18 protein-coding genes are annotated in these 18,812 nt (G+C 58.5%); 11 read left to right on the top strand and 7 right to left on the bottom strand.

Features of this window, described 5'->3' with window-relative positions:
* Positions 1–44: 44 nt before the first annotated feature.
* Positions 45–473, bottom strand: a complete 429-nt coding sequence (locus ACR0E2_RS01675) for an Lrp/AsnC family transcriptional regulator (protein ID WP_152457732.1) — start codon at positions 471–473, stop codon at positions 45–47.
* Positions 474–559: 86 nt separating this feature from the next.
* Here ACR0E2_RS01675 and rocF point away from each other — a divergent pair, with 86 nt between their 5' ends.
* The 3 genes from rocF to ACR0E2_RS01660 are packed head-to-tail and all read left to right on the top strand — an operon-like array spanning position 560 to position 3,450.
* Positions 560–1,480, top strand: a complete 921-nt coding sequence (rocF, locus tag ACR0E2_RS01670) for an arginase (protein WP_480444884.1) — start codon at positions 560–562, stop codon at positions 1,478–1,480.
* A complete protein-coding gene (gene ctlX / locus ACR0E2_RS01665; protein ID WP_480444883.1) occupies positions 1,480–2,400 on the top strand; it encodes a citrulline utilization hydrolase CtlX in 921 nt (306 codons plus the stop codon). The genes rocF and ctlX overlap by 1 nt, the downstream gene beginning before the upstream one ends.
* Before the next feature lie 9 nt (positions 2,401–2,409).
* Positions 2,410–3,450, top strand: coding sequence for an ornithine cyclodeaminase (locus ACR0E2_RS01660; RefSeq protein ID WP_152457729.1), 1,041 nt, complete (start codon positions 2,410–2,412; stop codon positions 3,448–3,450).
* A gap of 137 nt (positions 3,451–3,587) precedes the next feature.
* On the opposite strand, the gene ACR0E2_RS01655 is transcribed toward ACR0E2_RS01660, so the two are convergent.
* The 3 genes from ACR0E2_RS01655 to ACR0E2_RS01645 are packed head-to-tail and all read right to left on the bottom strand — an operon-like array spanning position 3,588 to position 6,698.
* On the bottom strand, positions 3,588–4,991 hold the full coding sequence (locus ACR0E2_RS01655) for a TRAP transporter large permease (protein WP_171231793.1): 1,404 nt from the start codon (positions 4,989–4,991) through the stop codon (positions 3,588–3,590).
* 3 nt (positions 4,992–4,994) lie between these two features.
* Positions 4,995–5,624, bottom strand: coding sequence for a TRAP transporter small permease (locus ACR0E2_RS01650; protein ID WP_152457727.1), 630 nt, complete (start codon positions 5,622–5,624; stop codon positions 4,995–4,997).
* Between the two features lie 57 nt (positions 5,625–5,681).
* Positions 5,682–6,698 carry a C4-dicarboxylate TRAP transporter substrate-binding protein gene (locus ACR0E2_RS01645; protein ID WP_171116347.1) on the bottom strand — a complete coding sequence of 339 codons (1,017 nt, stop codon included), beginning with the start codon at positions 6,696–6,698 and terminating at the stop codon, positions 5,682–5,684.
* Positions 6,699–7,126: 428 nt separating this feature from the next.
* Between ACR0E2_RS01645 and acs the strand changes: the two genes are divergently transcribed.
* The 8 genes from acs to ACR0E2_RS01605 all read left to right on the top strand — a co-directional run bounded on the left by acs (position 7,127) and on the right by ACR0E2_RS01605 (position 16,530).
* Positions 7,127–9,091, top strand: coding sequence for an acetate--CoA ligase (acs, locus tag ACR0E2_RS01640; protein ID WP_480444880.1), 1,965 nt, complete (start codon positions 7,127–7,129; stop codon positions 9,089–9,091).
* A 7-nt stretch (positions 9,092–9,098) separates the two neighbouring features.
* Positions 9,099–9,782 (top strand): adenylate kinase, encoded by a 684-nt coding sequence (locus ACR0E2_RS01635; RefSeq protein WP_152459846.1) that lies wholly within the window; start codon positions 9,099–9,101, stop codon positions 9,780–9,782.
* Between the two features lie 181 nt (positions 9,783–9,963).
* The gene (locus tag ACR0E2_RS01630) at positions 9,964–10,248 is read left to right on the top strand and encodes a DUF4212 domain-containing protein (RefSeq protein WP_152459845.1); all 285 of its coding nucleotides are present in this window, start codon (positions 9,964–9,966) and stop codon (positions 10,246–10,248) included.
* 15 nt (positions 10,249–10,263) lie between these two features.
* On the top strand, positions 10,264–12,048 hold the full coding sequence (locus ACR0E2_RS01625; protein WP_171228579.1) for a sodium:solute symporter family protein: 1,785 nt from the start codon (positions 10,264–10,266) through the stop codon (positions 12,046–12,048).
* Positions 12,049–12,156: 108 nt separating this feature from the next.
* The gene (locus ACR0E2_RS01620; protein WP_480444878.1) at positions 12,157–13,980 is read left to right on the top strand and encodes a DUF294 nucleotidyltransferase-like domain-containing protein; all 1,824 of its coding nucleotides are present in this window, start codon (positions 12,157–12,159) and stop codon (positions 13,978–13,980) included.
* Between the two features lie 27 nt (positions 13,981–14,007).
* Positions 14,008–14,526 carry a hypothetical protein gene (locus ACR0E2_RS01615; RefSeq protein WP_171116357.1) on the top strand — a complete coding sequence of 173 codons (519 nt, stop codon included), beginning with the start codon at positions 14,008–14,010 and terminating at the stop codon, positions 14,524–14,526.
* A 2-nt stretch (positions 14,527–14,528) separates the two neighbouring features.
* Positions 14,529–15,941 carry a 3'-5' exonuclease gene (locus tag ACR0E2_RS01610; RefSeq protein ID WP_152457721.1) on the top strand — a complete coding sequence of 471 codons (1,413 nt, stop codon included), beginning with the start codon at positions 14,529–14,531 and terminating at the stop codon, positions 15,939–15,941.
* An 88-nt stretch (positions 15,942–16,029) separates the two neighbouring features.
* Positions 16,030–16,530 carry a flavin reductase family protein gene (locus tag ACR0E2_RS01605; RefSeq protein ID WP_480444877.1) on the top strand — a complete coding sequence of 167 codons (501 nt, stop codon included), beginning with the start codon at positions 16,030–16,032 and terminating at the stop codon, positions 16,528–16,530.
* On the opposite strand, the gene ACR0E2_RS01600 is transcribed toward ACR0E2_RS01605, so the two are convergent.
* Genes ACR0E2_RS01600 through ACR0E2_RS01590 form a run of 3 tightly spaced genes read right to left on the bottom strand, consistent with a single transcriptional unit; the run spans position 16,527 to position 18,759 of the window.
* The gene (locus ACR0E2_RS01600) at positions 16,527–17,006 is read right to left on the bottom strand and encodes a DUF6505 family protein (RefSeq protein ID WP_480444876.1); all 480 of its coding nucleotides are present in this window, start codon (positions 17,004–17,006) and stop codon (positions 16,527–16,529) included. The genes ACR0E2_RS01605 and ACR0E2_RS01600 overlap by 4 nt on opposite strands.
* Positions 17,003–17,701, bottom strand: coding sequence for a biotin/lipoate--protein ligase family protein (locus tag ACR0E2_RS01595; RefSeq protein WP_480444875.1), 699 nt, complete (start codon positions 17,699–17,701; stop codon positions 17,003–17,005). Before ACR0E2_RS01595 ends, ACR0E2_RS01600 begins: the two co-directional genes overlap by 4 nt.
* Entirely contained in the window at positions 17,698–18,759 is a 1,062-nt protein-coding gene (locus ACR0E2_RS01590; RefSeq protein WP_480444873.1) for an Mrp/NBP35 family ATP-binding protein, read from the bottom strand. The genes ACR0E2_RS01595 and ACR0E2_RS01590 overlap by 4 nt, the downstream gene beginning before the upstream one ends.
* Positions 18,760–18,812 lie beyond the last annotated feature (53 nt).

Raw genomic sequence — 18,812 nt, 5'->3', positions numbered from 1 at the left:
ATCTGCCAACGGACTCTGGCACATTTTGGTTTTATCTCAAAGCGCTAGAGCCGCCCCTTGCGTGTTGACAGCAAAAGGTTCGTTTCCGAACGCGTCACGCCGTCGATCCTTCGGATCTGAAACAGAACCTCATCCAGTTCAGCCAGGGTTTCCGTACTGATCTCGGCGATCAGATCCCAACTGCCATTTGTCGAATGAACTGCCGTCACCTGACGCATGGCTCCGATCCGGGCCATGACGCGTTCCGTCCCGCGCCCCTCGATCTCGAGCATCATCAACCCGCGCACCGGGCTTTGCGCCAGATCGCGACGCGTCAGGACGGTAAAGCCGACGATTTCACCGGACTGTTTCAGCCGCTGCAACCTGCTGCGGACCGTGGTGCGGGTCACGCCCAGTGTTTCCGACAGCTCTGACAGGCTTGCCCGTGCATCCCGTTGCAACGCATTGAGCAGCCGATTGTCCAATTCGTCCATGGCATCTTCTCATAAAGGATTTTCCGAGACCATTTTGAGCATTTTGCCGACTTCACGCAAGACAGTCCGACGGCCTAAATGAACACATGGAAATCAAGGATATCATACTGGTCGGCGCCCCAATGGACGCCGGGAAACGTCGTCAGGGATGCCGGATGGGACCTGATGCGTATCGCGTGGCAGGGTTGGATCAAGCACTGTCTGATCTTGGTCACACCGTTCACGATTGGGGCGACGTGCAGGCCGAAAACGTCGACATTCCCCAACACCCGCACCTGTTCGCCCTGCCCGAATGCGTGGGGTGGACGCGCGCTCTCAGCAAAGCTGCGCAAGACGCGGCGGGTCAGGGCATTCCGATTTTCATGGGGGGTGATCACGCCCTGTCCATGGGTACGGTGGCCGGGATGGCCGCCCATGCTGCTCGGATCGACCGCCCCCTTTTCGTGCTATGGCTTGACGCCCATAGCGACTTTCACACTCCGGACAGTACCGGCAGCGGCAACCTGCACGGAACGCCGGTGGCGTATTTCACTGGCAGACCCGGATTCGAGGATTTCCCCCCTTTGCCCGCCGTCGTACCAACGGATCGCGTCGGCATGATCGGATTGCGTTCTGTCGACCCGGCGGAACGGGCGGCGCTGGAGCAAGACCGCGCCATGCTGGCGGATATGCGCAGCATCGATGAAAACGGTATCAAAGCCCCCCTTTTGGCCTTTCTTGATCGCGTGAAAGCGGAAAACGCTCTGCTACATGTTTCTTTGGATGTCGATTTCCTCGACCCGGCAGTGGCCCCCGCGGTCGGCACGACCGTGCCCGGCGGTGCAACCGAGCGCGAAGCCCACCTGGTGATGGAACTGCTGCATGAAAGCGGGCTTGTCTGCTCGCTGGACCTGGTCGAGTTGAACCCGTTTCTGGATGACCGGGGCCGAACCGCAAAACTGATGGTCGATCTGGCCGCCTCGTTGATGGGTCGCCGTATCTTCGACCGTCCCACCCGGAGTTTCTGATGCTGTCTCTTCAAGCGCCATCTGCCGCTGTCATGATCCGGCCGCACGCTTTTGCGTCCAACCCGGAAACACGCGATGACAATGCCTTTCAAACGCTGAGCACCGCATCCGCCCAGGCCACGTCGGAAGCGGCCAGGGATGAACATGATCGGGCGGTGCAGCACTTGCGCGACGCCGGAGTCACTGTTCATGTGTTTGACGATTTCGGCGACCTCAACACACCTGACAGCGTTTTTCCGAACAACTGGTTCTCGACGCATCCCGGCGGCCATGTGGCGATCTACCCGATGTTCGTGCCATCGCGCAGACGCGAACGCCGGACCGATGTAATCGAACTGCTCAAACAGGAATACCGTGTGCAGGATGTCATCGACTATTCCGGGCTGGAACAAGACAATCTGGCACTGGAAGGGACCGGCGCGATGGTGTTGGATCACGTGGCCCGTATCGCCTACACGGTGACGTCCAATCGCGCCGATCCGGTCCTGTTGGAACGGTTCTGCACACATTTCAACTATGAACCAATCGCCTTCGAAGCCCGCGATGCCAAGGGCCGGGACGTTTATCACACCAACGTTTTGATGGGTATCGGAACGCATTACGCCCTGATTTGCCTCGACATGATTTCGGACCCGGCCCGCCGCATGACCGTTCGCAATCGGCTGGAAGAATCCGGTCGAACGGTCATTGACCTGACGCATAACCAAATTGCCGAGTTCGCAGGTAACGCCATTGAGCTGACCGGACGGGATGGGTTGGTTCTGGCCCTGTCCAGCAGGGCACTTGCCGCCCTCACACCAGACCAAATCGCAACAATCCAGGACAGTGCAACACCGTTGCCGCTGTCCGTTCCAACAATTGAAACCGCCGGTGGGTCCGTGCGCTGCATGATTGCAGGCGTTCACCTTGCCCGCCGATAGGAGAGCACCATGCAACCTTCAGACAAGGCCCTGGTACCATTCGTTTCCGTCGACAACATGATGCGACTGGTACACCACATTGGCGTCGAACAGATGATCACGCAGATTGCCGCTCAGATCGAGGCCGATTTCAAACGATGGGAAAGCTTCGACAAAACACCTCGCATTCCGGCGCATTCTCCTCATGGCGTAATTGAGCTGATGCCAACTTCGGATGGTGAGGCGTACGGGTTCAAATACGTAAACGGCCATCCCAAGAACACCTCCGAGGGGCTGCAAACCGTTACCGCATTCGGCCTGCTGGCAGACGTCTATACAGGATATCCGACGCTGTTGACCGAAATGACAATGCTGACCGCGCTGCGCACGGCTGCGACTTCGGCATTGGTCGGGCGCTATCTGGCCCCGAAAAATGCCAGGACAATGGCAATGATCGGCAATGGCGCACAGTCCGAATTCCAGTGCCTTGCCTTCAAGGCAATGTGCGGGATCGACACCGTTCGGCTTTATGACATCGACCCGAATGCCACGTCGAAATGCGCTGCGAACTTGCAGGGCAAGGGCCTGACCGTCATCCCTTGCAAGACGCCGGAAGACGCCATTGAAGGTGCCCAGATCATCACCACCTGCACGGCAGACAAGAAATACGCAACGATCCTGACCGACAACATGGTCGGGCCCGGCGTGCACATCAACGCCATCGGAGGCGATTGCCCCGGCAAGACCGAGTTGCATCGCGACATCCTGTTGCGTTCGGACATCTTCGTCGAGTACCCTGAACAAACCCGGATCGAAGGCGAAATTCAGGCGCTGGACGCGGATCACCCTGTGACCGAGATGTGGCAGGTCATCACCGGCGCCGCCAAGGGGCGCACCGATGAGCGGCAGATCACTTTGTTCGACAGTGTAGGCTTTGCCATCGAGGATTTCTCGGCCCTGCGCTTTGTGAAACAGGCGATTGAAGGCACAACCTTCTTTGAACCGCTGGACATGTTGGCCGACCCGGACGATCCGCGCGATCTGTTCGGAATGTTGATGCGAGCTGGATAGCACGCAATCTTGGGGGCTCTGCCCCCGCCGCGCTGCGCGCGCCTCCCCCGGGATATTTTCAGCCAGATGAATCAAGGGATCCGAACTTCATCTGGCCACAAATATCCCGGAGCGCGAGGCAGAGCCTCGCTTCCGAGCTATCCCGCAAGCGATGGCAGATAGAGGACAATACCCGGGAATGCCACAAGCATTGCGATGGTCAGGGCGTCCGCGATGAAAAAGGGCGTGACGCCTTTGAACACATCTTGAACACTCAGGTCCGGGCGCACACCGGCAACGACAAAGCAGTTCAGCCCGATGGGCGGTGTTATCAGGCAAAACTCGGCCATTTTGACGACGAGAATGCCAAACCAGATCGCACACATCGGGCCGGACATTCCAAACGCGCTGTCGGCGGCACTGACGGTTTCACCACCATTCAGGGCCATCACCGCCGGATAGACGACGGGCAAGGTCAAAAGCAGCATCCCGATCGCGTCCATGAACATGCCCAACACCGCATATGCCAGTAGAATGCAGATCAAGATCATCATGGGCGACATTTCGAGCCCCGTAATCCAATCCGAGAAGGCACCCGGAAGGTCGGCGAACCCAAGAAAGCGGACATAGATCAGAACGCCCCAGATGATCGAAAAGATCATCGCCGTCAGTTTGGCGGTTTCCAAAAGCGCAGATTTGAACTCGGCCCAGCGCATTCCGTGGAACAAGGCGAAACAGAATACGATGAAGGCGCCAATGGCACCGCCTTCCGTCGGAGTGCCCCATGCTTTTTCACCAAACGGGTTATAGACAAAGCAAATGATAATCAGAATGACGGCGACAATCGGAATGGCACCGGGAAGTGCTGCAAAGCGCTGTTTCCAGGAAAACCCCGTGACCGGCGGGCCAACGGATTTGAAGATCACTGCAATCCCAACGATCAGAAGGCCGTACACGATTGCGGAAAACGCACCCGGAATGAAACCCGCCAACAGCAGTTTCCCGACATCCTGCTCGACGATGATCGCGTAGATCACCAGAATGGCCGAAGGCGGGATCAGGGAGGCCAGCGTCCCGCCCGCGGCAACCACACCTGCTGCAAAGCGTTTGTTATAGCCCACCTTCAGCATTTCCGGAATCGCGATACGGGCGAAGACGGCGGACGTCGCAACCGAAGCTCCGGACACCGCAGCGAAGCCGGCCGTGGCGAAAACGGTCGAAACCGCCAACCCGCCGGGCACCCATGCGACCCAGCGTTTTGCGGCCTCGAACAAAGCGCGGGTAAGCCCCGCGTAATATGCCAGATACCCGATCAGGATGAAGGTCGGAATCAGGCTGAGAGTGTGGGACGCGACCTTGGAATGTGGCACCTGCCCCGCGGTCTTGACCGCCACTGTAAGCGCCTTGCCAAACCGTTCCGGATCGTAACCGAACTTGGCCCAGAAAATCCAAAACAGTCCGACAAGTCCCGCCAAACCGGCTGCGAAGGCAACCCGCATACCCGCCACGACAAGAACCAGAAGGCCGCCAGTGACCCAGAGGCCAATATCAATCGTGTCCATCTATCAGTCCTGCCCTTCGAACTGTTCGGCCTCGGCCGCCGCCTGCGCCGCTGCATCCTGTATCAACGGAACGGCCGCCGGAGCGTCCAGCCCCAGCCAGAACGCCCGACCATACCCCCAGACTTGCAGCGCAAGGCGCAGGCAGAGAACGGAAAATGCAACGGGTGCCAGCAGCTTGGCCGGCCACAAGGGTATACCGATGTCGATCGAACTGTCCCGGCTCCACATTGGGGCGCCAAAATCAAAGGACCGGTCGAAATGAGACCAACTGCCCCAAACCAAAGCCAGCATCAGGATCAGGATCAGAACCACCGAGAGCAGTTCGAACAGCCACAAAGCCCGACCGTGCAAGCGGGATATAACGATATCCATCCGGATATGCCCCCCATCACGCTGAACATATGAAATGCCCAGAAAAGCGATGAGAGGCATCGCCTGTTCGATCCAGTCCACATAGCCCGGCAAAGGAGCATTCAGCGCATTTCGGCCACTGACCGACACAACGGCCAATACCATCAGTGAAAAAACCGCCAATCCGCTGATCAGTGCCAGAAACCGTTCGAGCACGAGCAAACGCTGATCCAACTGGCTCAGACGGCTGCCGTCTACCAGAACCGTGGCTTGTCCTGCCATTCCGGTGTTTCCTTGTTGTTTGTTGCCGGGCGCCTTGAAAGCACCCGGCCTTATGGATCAGTTGCCGCCGCGCTGTTGCTTCAGCGTCGTCTGGACAAGATCGTAAAGGTCCTGTGCCGGCAGGCCCTGTGCGGTCATGTCCGCAATCCATTTTTCACGGATCGGATCAGCGGCCTTTGTGCGGAACTCTTCAATTACCGCTTCGTCGATCATGACCTTCTGGACACCCTTTTCTTCCAACACGCTGTCCCATTGTTCGAGCAAGCCGCCGTAATTCGCCAGGTAGTGATCGATCGCCTCGTCAATCGAGCTGTCCAGAGCCTCACGATGTTCGGCTGGCAGGGCCTCGTAGGCATCGATGTTGACGACAACCGGGCAGTTCACCGTTCCTGGATTCAGGTTCGCGGTCCACCAGTCCGCTTCGTTGATCGTTCCGAATGACAGGTGCGCGTGCTGGGCAAAGGCCACGGTGTCGACGACGCCCGATTCCATCGCATTGAAGGCTTCGGTCGCCGGAACCGATGTCGGCACCCCTCCGACCGCCTCGAAGGCCTGGCCAAGGCCGCCGGTCGCCCGGACCCGCATTCCGTCAAATTCAGCCAGTTCATCCCGCGGCTCGCCCGTGCCGACAAGGTTATACTGCGGCATTGGCGAGGTCATGATGATGCGGGCGTTCCATTGCGCCATCTCTTCCTTGACCGCCGGATGGTCGTATACCGCATGGCTTACCGCAACTTCTTCCTGCAGGTTATTCACACCCAGGAACGGCAGTTCCAAAACGGTGATCGCCCGGTTCTTGTCGCGGTGATAGCCAGCACAGAACTGAGCCATCTCAAAGGCGCCGATTTCGATCCCGTCCAGGTTTTCCCTGGGTTTGGACAACCCGCCATAGCTGACATTGATGGTGAATTCGCCACCGGTTTTTTCGCTGACCAGTTCGGCCAGCTTTTCAACATGTTCCGTAAAGGCGCGGCGCTTGCCCCAGACGGATGCGTTCCATTCTGTCGCCGCGGCTTCGGTCACAAAAGCAACGCCAAGGGCGGCGACTGCGGCACCGCTCAACATCTTTTTCATAGTATCGTCTCCCATAGGTGCGCCCCCTACCGAGGCGCTTGCCGATCAAGCTAGCGCCAACATTCGATTGTGCCAACCCTAACCGGGATTTGCGTATTTTGCAGAATAAGCCCCAGAAACGACCCAAGACGACAGAAGCCTTGAGGTCACCTGTCGTTGCAACCACAATTGACACACAGCGCCCTCAATTCTCGTTACTTTTAAGTGGCTGTTTTTGTTCTATTTTAGTGATTCTTTTGCCGATTTTTTTACAGATTTGGCCATATTGTTGAAATTTCTTTACAAAGAAATCCAAGGATTACACCAATTTATTTATTTATTTTCAGAACGCGGTAATATTCAAACTTGGGGAGGAACAGGATCGACATTGCCTGAATGACAGGCAAAAAATCCACAAGCAATCCAGTCCAGAGGGAGGAGCCTCAAAGATGACCACCGCTGCCCAGGCAGATGCCAAGACTTATCCGCCATCCGCAGAAACCGTCGCTCGTGCGCATGTCGATGCGGCAAAGTATGCTGACATGTACGCAGCCTCAATCAGCGACCCCGACGCATTCTGGGGCGAGCAAGGCAAGCGCATCGACTGGATCAAGCCCTTCACTCAGGTCAAGGACGTCAGTTACGAGTTTGGCTCGGTCAAGATCAACTGGTATGCCGATGGCACGTTGAATGTGTCGGCCAACTGCTTGGATCGTCATCTGAAAACCCGCGGCGACCAGACCGCGATCATCTGGGAGCCGGATGATCCGAATGACCCGGCCCAGCATATCTCTTACGCAGAATTGCACCGCCGCACCTGCCGGATGGCCAACATTCTGGAATCCCTTGGCGTGCGCAAGGGCGATCGCGTGGTCATCTATCTGCCGATGATCCCCGAAGCCGCTTATGCCATGCTGGCCTGTGCGCGGATCGGCGCAATTCATTCGATCGTTTTCGCGGGCTTCTCGCCCGACGCTCTGGCCGCGCGCATCAACGGGTGCGACGCCAAGGTTGTGATCACTGCGGATGAAGCGCCGCGTGGCGGCCGCAAAACGCCGCTGAAATCCAACGCAGACGCCGCCCTGCTGCACTGCAAGGACACAGTGAAATGCCTTGTGGTCAAGCGCACCGGTGGTCAGACCACCTGGATCGACGGTCGCGACTTTGACTACAACGAAATGGCGCTCGAGGCTGACGACTATTGCGCCCCAGCCGAAATGAACGCCGAAGATCCTTTGTTCATTCTTTACACGTCCGGTTCGACCGGTCAGCCCAAGGGCGTTGTGCACACCACGGGGGGGTATCTTGTTTACGCCTCGATGACGCACGAGATCACATTCGATTATCACGAAGGTGATGTGTACTGGTGCACCGCTGACGTGGGCTGGGTCACCGGGCACAGCTATATTGTCTATGGTCCGCTGGCCAATGGCGCGACCACCCTGATGTTCGAAGGCGTGCCCACCTATCCCGACGCCTCGCGTTTCTGGCAGGTCTGCGAAAAGCACAAGGTCAACCAGTTCTACACCGCCCCCACTGCGATCCGCGCGCTGATGGGTCAGGGCAATGAGTTTGTCGAGAAATGCGACCTCAGCGATCTTCGCATTCTGGGCACCGTGGGTGAACCGATCAACCCCGAGGCCTGGACCTGGTACAACGAGGTTGTCGGCAAAGGCAAATGCCCCATCGTCGACACCTGGTGGCAGACCGAAACCGGCGGCCACCTGATGACGCCGCTGCCCGGTGCACATGCGATGAAACCCGGATCAGCCATGAAACCGTTCTTTGGCATCGAACCGGTGGTTCTGGACCCGCAATCCGGTGTTGAAATCGAAGGCAACGGTGTCGAGGGTGTTCTGTGTATCAAAGACAGCTGGCCCGGCCAGATGCGCACTGTCTGGGGCGATCATGAGCGGTTCGAGAAAACCTATTTCTCGGATTACAAAGGCTACTACTTCACAGGTGACGGCTGCCGTCGCGACGAAGATGGCGACTATTGGATCACCGGTCGTGTAGATGACGTGATCAACGTGTCCGGTCACCGTATGGGCACGGCCGAGGTGGAAAGCGCGCTGGTTGCACATGCTGCTGTGGCCGAGGCTGCGGTGGTTGGATACCCTCATGAAATCAAAGGGCAAGGCATCTATTGCTATGTCACGTTGATGAATGATCGCGAGCCTTCGGACGAGTTGATGAAAGAGCTGCGCACATGGGTCCGCACCGAGATCGGCCCAATTGCGTCCCCGGATGTGATCCAGTGGGCACCCGGCCTGCCGAAAACGCGCTCGGGCAAGATCATGCGCCGTATCCTGCGCAAGATCGCCGAGAACGATTTCGGATCCTTGGGCGACACTTCGACACTGGCCGATCCGTCGGTGGTTGAAGACCTGATCGAAAACCGTGCGAACAAGTGAGGGTATGATGGACGCTGCCACGATCACCACGCCCGCCGTTCTCATCCTTCTCGGCCCTCCGGGTGCCGGGAAGGGAACTCAGGCCCGGATGCTGGAAGAGAAATTCGGACTTGTACAACTCAGCACCGGTGACCTGCTGCGCGAAGCGGTCGCGGCCGGAACCGAAGCCGGCAAAGCGGCAAAAGCCGTTATGGAAGCCGGCGATCTGGTAAGCGACGAGATCGTCATCGCCATCCTGCGCGACCGCATGGCACAGCCGGATTGCGCCAAAGGCGTCATTCTGGACGGTTTCCCGCGCACGACGGTTCAGGCCGAAGCGCTGGACAGCCTGCTGGCATCGAACAACCAGAAGATCAACGCCGCGATCAGCCTCGAGGTGGAAGACGCGGAGATGGTGACCCGTATTTCGGGCCGCTACACCTGCGCCGGCTGTGGTGAAGGCTACCATGACCAGTTCAAGAAGCCTGCCGAAGAAGGCAAATGCGACAAGTGTGGCCATACCGAATTCAAGCGCCGCGCCGACGACAATGCCGAAACGGTGGCCTCGCGCCTTGCAGCGTACCACGCGCAGACGGCACCACTGATCGCCTACTATGACGGTCAGGGCGTGCTGCAGCGTACAAACGCCATGGGCAGGATCGAAGACATTGCCAATGACCTTGAAGGGATCGTTGACGAAGTCATGAAATAGGGGGTGGATTTAGGGCCGCAAGGCTCTGATCCCAAACAGAATACTTCAAAAGACCGCTTTGGCGGACTGGAGGAGTTTTGCCTGACGTCACATGGCGTCTGGCGCAAGTGAGAAGCGGTCCGACGCACTGGAGGATGTGGGCATCGGGCCGTCCAACGAGGAAGCGAAGGAGGAACCCGCGATGGCGGATCATTCAACAAACTCCGCGCAGACTGCCGAGTCCGATAAGGGCTATTGGCAGGCCAACCTGCGCCTCATCTACATCAGCCTCGCGATCTGGGCGCTGGTGTCGTTTGGATTCGGCATTCTGCTGCGTCCGTTGCTGTCGGGGATTGCCGTAGGCGGAACCGATCTGGGCTTTTGGTTCGCACAACAGGGATCGATCCTGGTGTTTCTGGTGCTGATCTTCAACTACGCCTGGCGCATGAACAAGCTGGACGCCGAATTCGGCGTGGACGAAGAATAAGGGAGAGCGGGGATTATGGATCAGTTTACCATCAACCTGCTGTTTGTTGGCGCATCATTCGCGCTATACATCGGCATCGCGATCTGGGCCCGCGCGGGTTCCACATCGGAGTTCTACGCCGCCGGTCGCGGCGTTCACCCGGTCACCAACGGTATGGCGACAGCGGCGGACTGGATGTCTGCGGCCTCGTTCATCTCGATGGCGGGCCTGATTGCCTTTACCGGCTATGACAACTCGACCTTCCTGATGGGGTGGACCGGTGGCTATGTGCTGCTGGCACTGCTGCTTGCGCCCTACCTGCGTAAGTTCGGCAAATACACCGTCTCGGAATTCATCGGCGACCGTTTCTACAGCCAGACCGCGCGTGTCGTTGCGGTGATCTGTCTGATCGTTGCGTCGGTGACCTACGTGATCGGTCAGATGACCGGTGTGGGCGTGGCCTTTGGCCGATTCCTCGAGGTGTCTAACACGTCCGGTCTGCTGATCGGTGCATGTGTGGTCTTTGCCTACGCGGTGTTTGGCGGGATGAAAGGTGTGACATACACCCAGGTTGCTCAGTACTGCGTGCTGATTACAGCCTACACCATCCCGGCGATCTTCATCTCGCTGCAGCTGACCGGCACGCCGATCCCTGCCCTGGGTCTGTTTGGTGACACCGCCGGTGGTGAGCCCCTTCTGACCAAGCTGGACGCCATCGTGACCGAGCTGGGTTTCAATGAATACACGGCCCACCACTCGAACACGCTGAACATGGTGCTGTTCACACTGTCGCTGATGATCGGTACTGCGGGTCTGCCGCACGTCATCATGCGCTTCTTCACCGTGCCGAAAGTCTCTGACGCACGTTGGTCGGCTGGCTGGACTCTGGTCTTCATCGCTCTGCTGTACCTGACCGCCCCTGCGGTTGGCGCAATGGCACGTCTGAACATCACCGACATGATGTGGCCCAATGGCGGCATCGAAGGTGGCGCTGTTTCAGTCGAGGAAATCGACACCGATCCGCGCTATGACTGGATGAAAACCTGGCAGAAAACCGGTCTTCTGGATTGGGAAGACAAGAACGGCGACGGCAAGATCCAGTACTACAACGACAAGTCCGAAGCGATGGCCACCATTGCGGAAGAAAAAGGCTGGGTCGGTAACGAGCTGACCAAGTTCAACCGTGACATCCTGGTTCTGGCCAACCCCGAAATCGCCAACCTGCCGGGTTGGGTGATCGGTCTGGTCGCTGCCGGTGGTCTTGCGGCTGCTCTGTCAACCGCTGCGGGCTTGTTGCTGGCTATCTCGTCAGCGGTGTCCCACGACCTTGTCAAAGGTGCGATCAACCCGCAAATCTCTGAAAAGGGTGAACTGCTGGCTGCGCGTATCGCAATGGCCGTAGCCATCGTTGTTGCAACCTACCTTGGTCTGAACCCACCCGGATTTGCGGCGCAAACCGTGGCCCTGGCATTCGGTCTGGCGGCAGCCTCGATCTTCCCGGCGCTGATGATGGGGATCTTCTCGACCCGCATCAACAACACCGGCGCGGTTGCAGGTATGCTGGCTGGTCTGGTTGTGACCCTGGTCTACATCTTCCTGCACAAGGGCTGGTTGTTCATTCCGGGCACCAACTCGTTCACCGATGCAGACCCGCTGCTGGGTCCGATCAAGTCGACCTCGTTCGGCGCAATCGGTGCTATGATCAACTTTGCGGTTGCCTACGTTGTTGCAGGCATGACCAAAGAGACCCCGCAGGAGATCAAAGATCTGGTCGAAAGTGTGCGCATTCCCCGTGGTGCGGGCGCAGCTCAGAATAAGTGAGCTTGATGCGGTCGTTGGTTCTTGCCTTCGACCGCGTCTTTCGATCCACTGTTCCCGCCCGGCACACCACTGGGCGGGATTTTTTAACCAGAACACCGGAGACAACACATGCCCCTGTCCCATGATGAAATTGCCCGGTTTCTGAAATCCGTTCACCCCTATGACGTGTTGCCTTCCGACGCCCTGGATCAGATCGTCAAACAGATCGAGGTCTGGGAAGTTGAGGAGGACGCTTCTGTCTATGAGTTGGGTCACAAGTTGCCCGGGGTGTTCTTGATCTACGAAGGACAGGTTGAGATTACTGATGAGAACGGGGCCATCGTCTCTCATCTGGGGCTGCGCAACTCCTTCGGCGAGAGAGGCCTGCTGAAAGACGGCAAAGCCGCCACCAAAGCCCGTGCTCATACGCCGTCGGTCCTGATGGTTCTGCCACCGGATTTGGTGCGCAGTTTGATCGACAACCACGATGTCGTCGCCAAATTCTTCAATCGAACCCGTGGAGGTCGCAGCGGCCCGCAAAGCCTTGCGACCAGTTCGATTGACGTTCTGATGGCGCGCGATCCCGCCACCTGCCCTGCGGACACGACAGTTCAGGAAGCGGCACGGATCATGCGCGACAAACACATCTCGTCGCTATGCGTGACAGATGGAGAGAAGTTGAAAGGTATCGCCACCCTGCGGGACATTTCGGGCAAATATGTTGCGGACGGGTTGCCCGCAACCACACGGATTTCCGAAATCATGACTGCAAATCCCGTGACGCTGTCGCCCAGCGATATCGGCTCGGACGTTCTGCATATCATGATGGAGCGCGGCATTGGCCATATCCCTGTTTCCGAAGGCGGTCGTCTGGTCGGGATCGTGACGCAGACCGATCTGACCCACTATCAGGCCGTCAACTCGGCCGAGTTGGTTGGTCGGATCGCAAAGGCTGACAGTGCCGAAGAGATGGCGAGGGTGACGGCGGAAATTCCGCAGTTGCTGGTTCAGTTGGTTGCCGGCGGGAACCGGCACGAGATTGTCACGCGGCTGATCACCGATATTGCAGACACGGTTACCCGCCGCCTGCTGAAATTGGCCGAATCTGAACTGGGTCCGCCACCTGTACCCTATTTGTGGCTGGCCTGCGGCTCACAGGGACGGCAAGAACAAACCGGCGTATCGGATCAGGACAATTGCCTGATGCTGGACGATAGCGTCACCGACGCCGATATGTCCTATTTCACCAAACTGGCCAAATTCGTCTCTGACGGGCTGGACGTCTGCGGGTACTTCTACTGCCCCGGCGACATGATGGCGACCAATCCGCGCTGGTGTCAGCCGGTTCGTGTCTGGCGCGACTATTTCAAAGGCTGGATTGCCAAGCCAAACCCCGAGGCGCAAATGCTGGCCTCGGTCATGTTCGACCTGCGCCCCATCGGCGGTGCATTTGAGTTGTTTGGCGATCTGCAAGCGGACACTCTGGCAGTGGCCAGGGCAAACTCGATCTTCGTCGCACACATGATTTCGAACTCGCTGAAGCACACGCCCCCCCTGGGCCTGCTGCGCGGTTTCGCGACGATCCGCTCGGGCGAGCATCGCAATACGCTGGATCTGAAACACAACGGAGTTGTGCCCGTCGTCGATCTGGCGCGCATCTACGCACTGCAAGGCGAGCTGACCGAAGCCAACACCCGCGCCCGCCTGAAAGCAGCCGAGGCCTGTGGCGTGCTCAGCCCTTCTGGTGCGCGTGACTTGCTGGACGCCTATGATCTGATCGCTGAAACCCGGCTGGAGCATCAGGTGCGGCTGGTTAAATCCGGAGCGATGCCCGACAACTACCTGCCACCGTCTGAATTGTCGGACTTTGAGCGAAGTCATCTGCGTGATGCTTTCGTGGTGGTAAAAACGATGCAATCGGCAGTTGGCCACGGCAAGGGAATGCTGGGCTGACATGCGACTGACCAACGGAGAGACCACATGTTTCTGGAACTGATCGGCACGATTTTCGCAGGGGTCGCATGTGCCGGCATCGTTCTTCTGCTGAACAAGCTGACCGGAGGGCGTTTGCCAAAATGGACAACGCCGGTTGCGGCCGGTCTTGGAATGATCGCGATGACCATCAACAGCGAATATTCCTGGTACGATCGCACGCGCGACCAACTGCCGGAAGAGATGACCATCGTGCAAGAGGTCGAAAGCCGCGCGTTTTATCGTCCTTGGACCTACGCGGTGCCGTTCGTTGACCGGTTTGCCGCAATCGACACCGTATCGGTGCGCACAAACGAAAACGTTCCGGAACAACGACTTGTCGATCTTTACTTCTTTGGCCGCTGGGCTCCGGTTTCGAAACTGCCGGTGGCCGTGAATTGTGCAGAAGGCCGCCGCGCCAACCTGGCGGATGGTGCCGAATTTGCCGAGGACGGGCGTCTGGTGAACGCTGACTGGATTGCAGCCGGAACCAATGACCCCGTCATCGCAGCCACTTGCGGGGTGTGATCATGCTGACCGGATTGAGTTTGAGGCTCAGGATTTTTCTGTTCTTCTGTCTCCTCGCCCTTGGCGGGGTTGCCATCAGCGCCACCGCTCTCTGGATCACCTATTCCCGTGCGGGAAACCCCGGTCTGCTGAATGATTTCGTCTTCGCCGAAATCCTGATCGGATTTGGATTTCTGGCACTGGTCGCGGGGGTTTGGCTGCTGTTCGACGACAACGTCGCCAAACCGATCGAACGGCTTTCCGCCCAGCTGCGGGCCCGTGCACATGCCGGTGTAAGCACTGACCTGGACATGCAGGCCGCGCGGTATCTGGGTGATCTTGCCCCGGCAGCGGCGGGATTGGCGGAACAACTGGCCTCGAACGCCATGCGCACAGCCGAGGCCGTGGCCGCCGAAACCGCGCATCTGGCCGCCGAAAAACAGCGCCTGACCGCGCTGCTGACGGAAATCCCGGTGGCTATGCTGCTGGCCAGTCCGAAACATCAGATCGTTCTGTACGACGGGCAGGCCGCCGAGGTTCTCGCCCAGATCGCGCATCCTCGACTGAACGCATCTCTTTTCGAATATCTCGAAGCCACCGGCCTGACGGACGCATATGCCAAGATGTGCAAAACCGGAAAGGACGTCTATTGCACCCTGTCCAGCGTGGACGGGCGGCAGACCTATTCCGCCAGGATGAAACCCTTGGGGGATGCACCCGGATATATGCTTGTCTTCGAAGACAGCGCGACACATATGTCACCGGACGATGCCCGCCCGCTGGTTTATGATTTCGAACTTCTCAATACACCGGGGGATGATGCGTTCGAGAACCGCCCCCTGTCGGATCTGTGTTTCGTGGTTTTCGACACAGAAACAACCGGTTTGCTACCTCACAAGGATGAGATCGTGCAGATCGGCGCAGTGCGCGTTCTGAATGGTAAAATCGTTCAGGGTGAGCATCTGGACATGCTGGTTGATCCCGGCATTCCGATTCCCCCGGCCTCGACCAAAGTACACAAGATCAGCGATCGTATGGTTCAGGGGGCGCCCGATATTGCCGAAGCCGGGCGCGTATTCCATCAGTTTTCGCGCGACGCGGTGATCGTGGCGCACAATGCCCCGTTCGACATGGCGTTCCTGCGCCGCCATGCCAAACGGATGGGTGTCGAGTGGGATCATCCGATACTCGACACGGTTTTGCTGTCTGCGGTGCTGTTCGGGGCAAGCGATACGCACACACTGGATGCCTTGTGTGAACGGCTGGAAATCACGATCCCCGAAACGTTGCGCCATACCGCACTGGGCGACGCGGTTGCCACGGCCGAGGCATTGATCAAGATGCTGCCGATCCTGCAAGCCCGCGGTCTGACAACCTTTGGCGAAGTGATTATGGAAACCCGCAAACACGGTCGTTTGCTGGAAGATATGAACTGACGGCACAAATTGCACCCGGCAGTCAGCTTTTCATGGACAATCCGGGCCACGCATGGCACCTGATGCGCGGCCAAGGATTAAGCGCGCGATGACCGAAAAGACCTTTAGACCGACCCCGGATCAAAGCCCCGCCTTTCGGGAAGCGTTGGGATGCTTTGGCACCGGTGTCACGGTGATTACCGCGCAATCCGACAATGGCCCGCGTGCCATTACGGTGAATTCATTTGCCTCAGTCTCATTGGACCCGCCACTGGTCCTGTGGTGTCTGGCCAAGGAATCATTCCGATTTGATACGTTCAGTACCTGTGATCTCTATTCGATCCACGTCATGGCGCAGGATCAGCAGGATAAGGCGTTGCGGTTTGCACGCGATGGGGCGGATTTCTCACATGCGGACTGGACCGAGGATGAGGCCGGGCGTCCACATCTGGCCCAGTGTCTGGCCCGGTTCGATTGCCGCCTTCATGCCCGTCATGACGCAGGGGATCATCTGATCATCGTGGGTCAGGTAGAGCAGGTCATGTATCGCACTGGCAAAGGGCTGATCTTCAAACGCGGGCAGTTCGGCGGGTTTGTCGACCTGATCTAATCGTCCAACGACCCGTGAACCGCCAACGCCTCCAGTTCCGCGTCCTGAGGAGTGATCACGCGAAAGGCTTCGTGCACGCCTGTCTCTGTCAATTCCCTTGCGACGGTCAACAACGTGTTGGCCGGATGGTCTTCGCACAACTCCGACATGTGGTCGATTTCAGCTTGCGCAACGCCCAATGCGGCCTCGACCGAGGGTGCGCCATAGAACTGCACAAAATGTTCGGCCAGGTTATGCGTAATCTGATCTTTCTCTGAGGCTTCGATCTGCGTCACGGCGACAAAAGTCACCCGACCAAAGGTTTCCAACCCCAGCCAGCCATTCGCAAATGCCTGTCGAGCCTTGCCTTCAAGATCGCCCTGCCCCCAGTTGGAAAACTCAAACCCGCCCGAAACGCACCACTCTCCGGTGCGTGCCGGGGAATGAAACACGTTTATGTCGCTTTCGTCGAAATGGATCGCTCGGGCCAGTTTCATTCTCGGTTCTCCAACAAGTCAGTCAGGGGGCGCAGATGCGTGTTGACCCCGTCGCGGATCAGCATCCCGAAACGTTCATCCGTTCCAAGGAATACGCCACCGTCGATCAGCGGTTCGCCCACGCCGCGCAGCAGGCCCATCCATTCGGCGTGCAAGGACGCGTTGCCATCCTCCTGCCAACGGTTGAGCCAGGTCAACATGTGTCGTGACCAGCTTTCCACCAACTGCGTTGCAGAAACCTCGGCACAGCCTTCATCGTACAGCGCGGTGATATCAGGGGTTTCACCCGGCGCATCACTGGTTTGCAACAGCGTCAGCTCCCAACCGACGATCAGCCAGTCCGGCTCTTCTTCGAGCATTGATGTTGACGCAGCCGCGCGAAACCGGCCGCACCGCGCGCCGTTCACGCAAATCAGACCATCCCAACCCAGATGCACCGCAACCTCTGGCGGGGCCAAAGCACCCAGCGCGTTCTGGAATCCCACAGCACAAAGCGGCAGCATCGCCACGGCATCCTGCAACGGTACCTCGGGGGCAAAAACAATTGCCACGCGCAGGAAATCCGCCTGAATATTGTAGACAACCGTCCCCGCATCACAGCCTAGCGCAGCCATGGCTTGCGCGCGCTCGAACGGGTCTTCCCCACCCTGAACCGGGTGGCCCGTCAGCAAGGGTGGGAAAACCGGCTGGCTCATGCGTTGCCTTTGGTGATCATGTCGCGGGCGATCTTGCGGAATGCCTCGGCCTGCGGGCTGTCAGGTTTGCTGACCACGATGGGCGCACCACCGTCGGCGGCGACGCGGATGTCCAGATGCAAGGGGATTTCACCCAGCAGCGGCACGCCCAGCGCCTCTGCCTCGGACTTGACACCACCATGACCGAAAACATTTTCTTCGTGCCCACAGTTCGAACAGATATGCGTGGACATGTTTTCGATCATCCCGACAATGGGTGTCTTGAGCTGGTTGAACATGTCGATCCCCTTGCGGGCATCAATCAGGGCCACGTCCTGCGGCGTTGAGACGACAATGGCACCATCCACCTGGAACTTCTGGCTCAGCGTCAGTTGCACGTCACCGGTGCCGGGCGGCAGATCGACGATCAGAACATCCAGCGCGCCCCATTGCACCTGGCTCATCATCTGTTGCAGCGCACCCATCAGCATCGGCCCGCGCCAGACGACCGCCTGACCTTCATTGGTCATCAAACCCATCGACATCATGGTGACGCCGTGGTTGCGCAGCGGCAGGATCGTCTTGCCGTCAGGGCTGGCCGGGCGGCCCGAGACACCTAACATCCGGGGTTGCGACGGCCCGTAAACATCCGCGTCCAGCAGACCCACACGCCGGCCTTCCGCAGCCAATGCGCAGGCAAGGTTGGCCGAAACGGTGGATTTGCCAACCCCACCCTTGCCAGAGGCAACGGCGATGATCCGATCCACACCCGGCACGGCCTGCGGCCCGGTTTGCGATGGCTTGGGTTTCGGTTTCAGATCCGGCGGTGCCTTGTCGGAATGCGCGGTCATCAAGGCCGAAACATTTGCCACGCCTTCCACCATCTGAGCGGCCTTTTCAGCCGTGGCGCGTACGGGTTCCATCTTTTCCGCATATTTCGGGTCGACCTCAAGCACGAAGCGTACAGTGTCGCCTTCCACATTCAAGGCGCGCACGATGCCTGCGCTTACGATGTCCTGCCCGGATACCGGGTCGGTGATCTTTTTCAGGTTCGCCAGAACCGCGTCACGAACACTCATGCTTGTTCCCCTTGATCCGCCCTGCTGACAGGGGCGTGCGTATCGACTCGGCG

It is taken from the genome of Ruegeria sp. A4 (assembly GCF_056543025.1).
The sequence above is the reverse complement of the archived record's forward strand: the minus strand, read 5'-3'. Positions and strand labels throughout refer to the sequence as shown.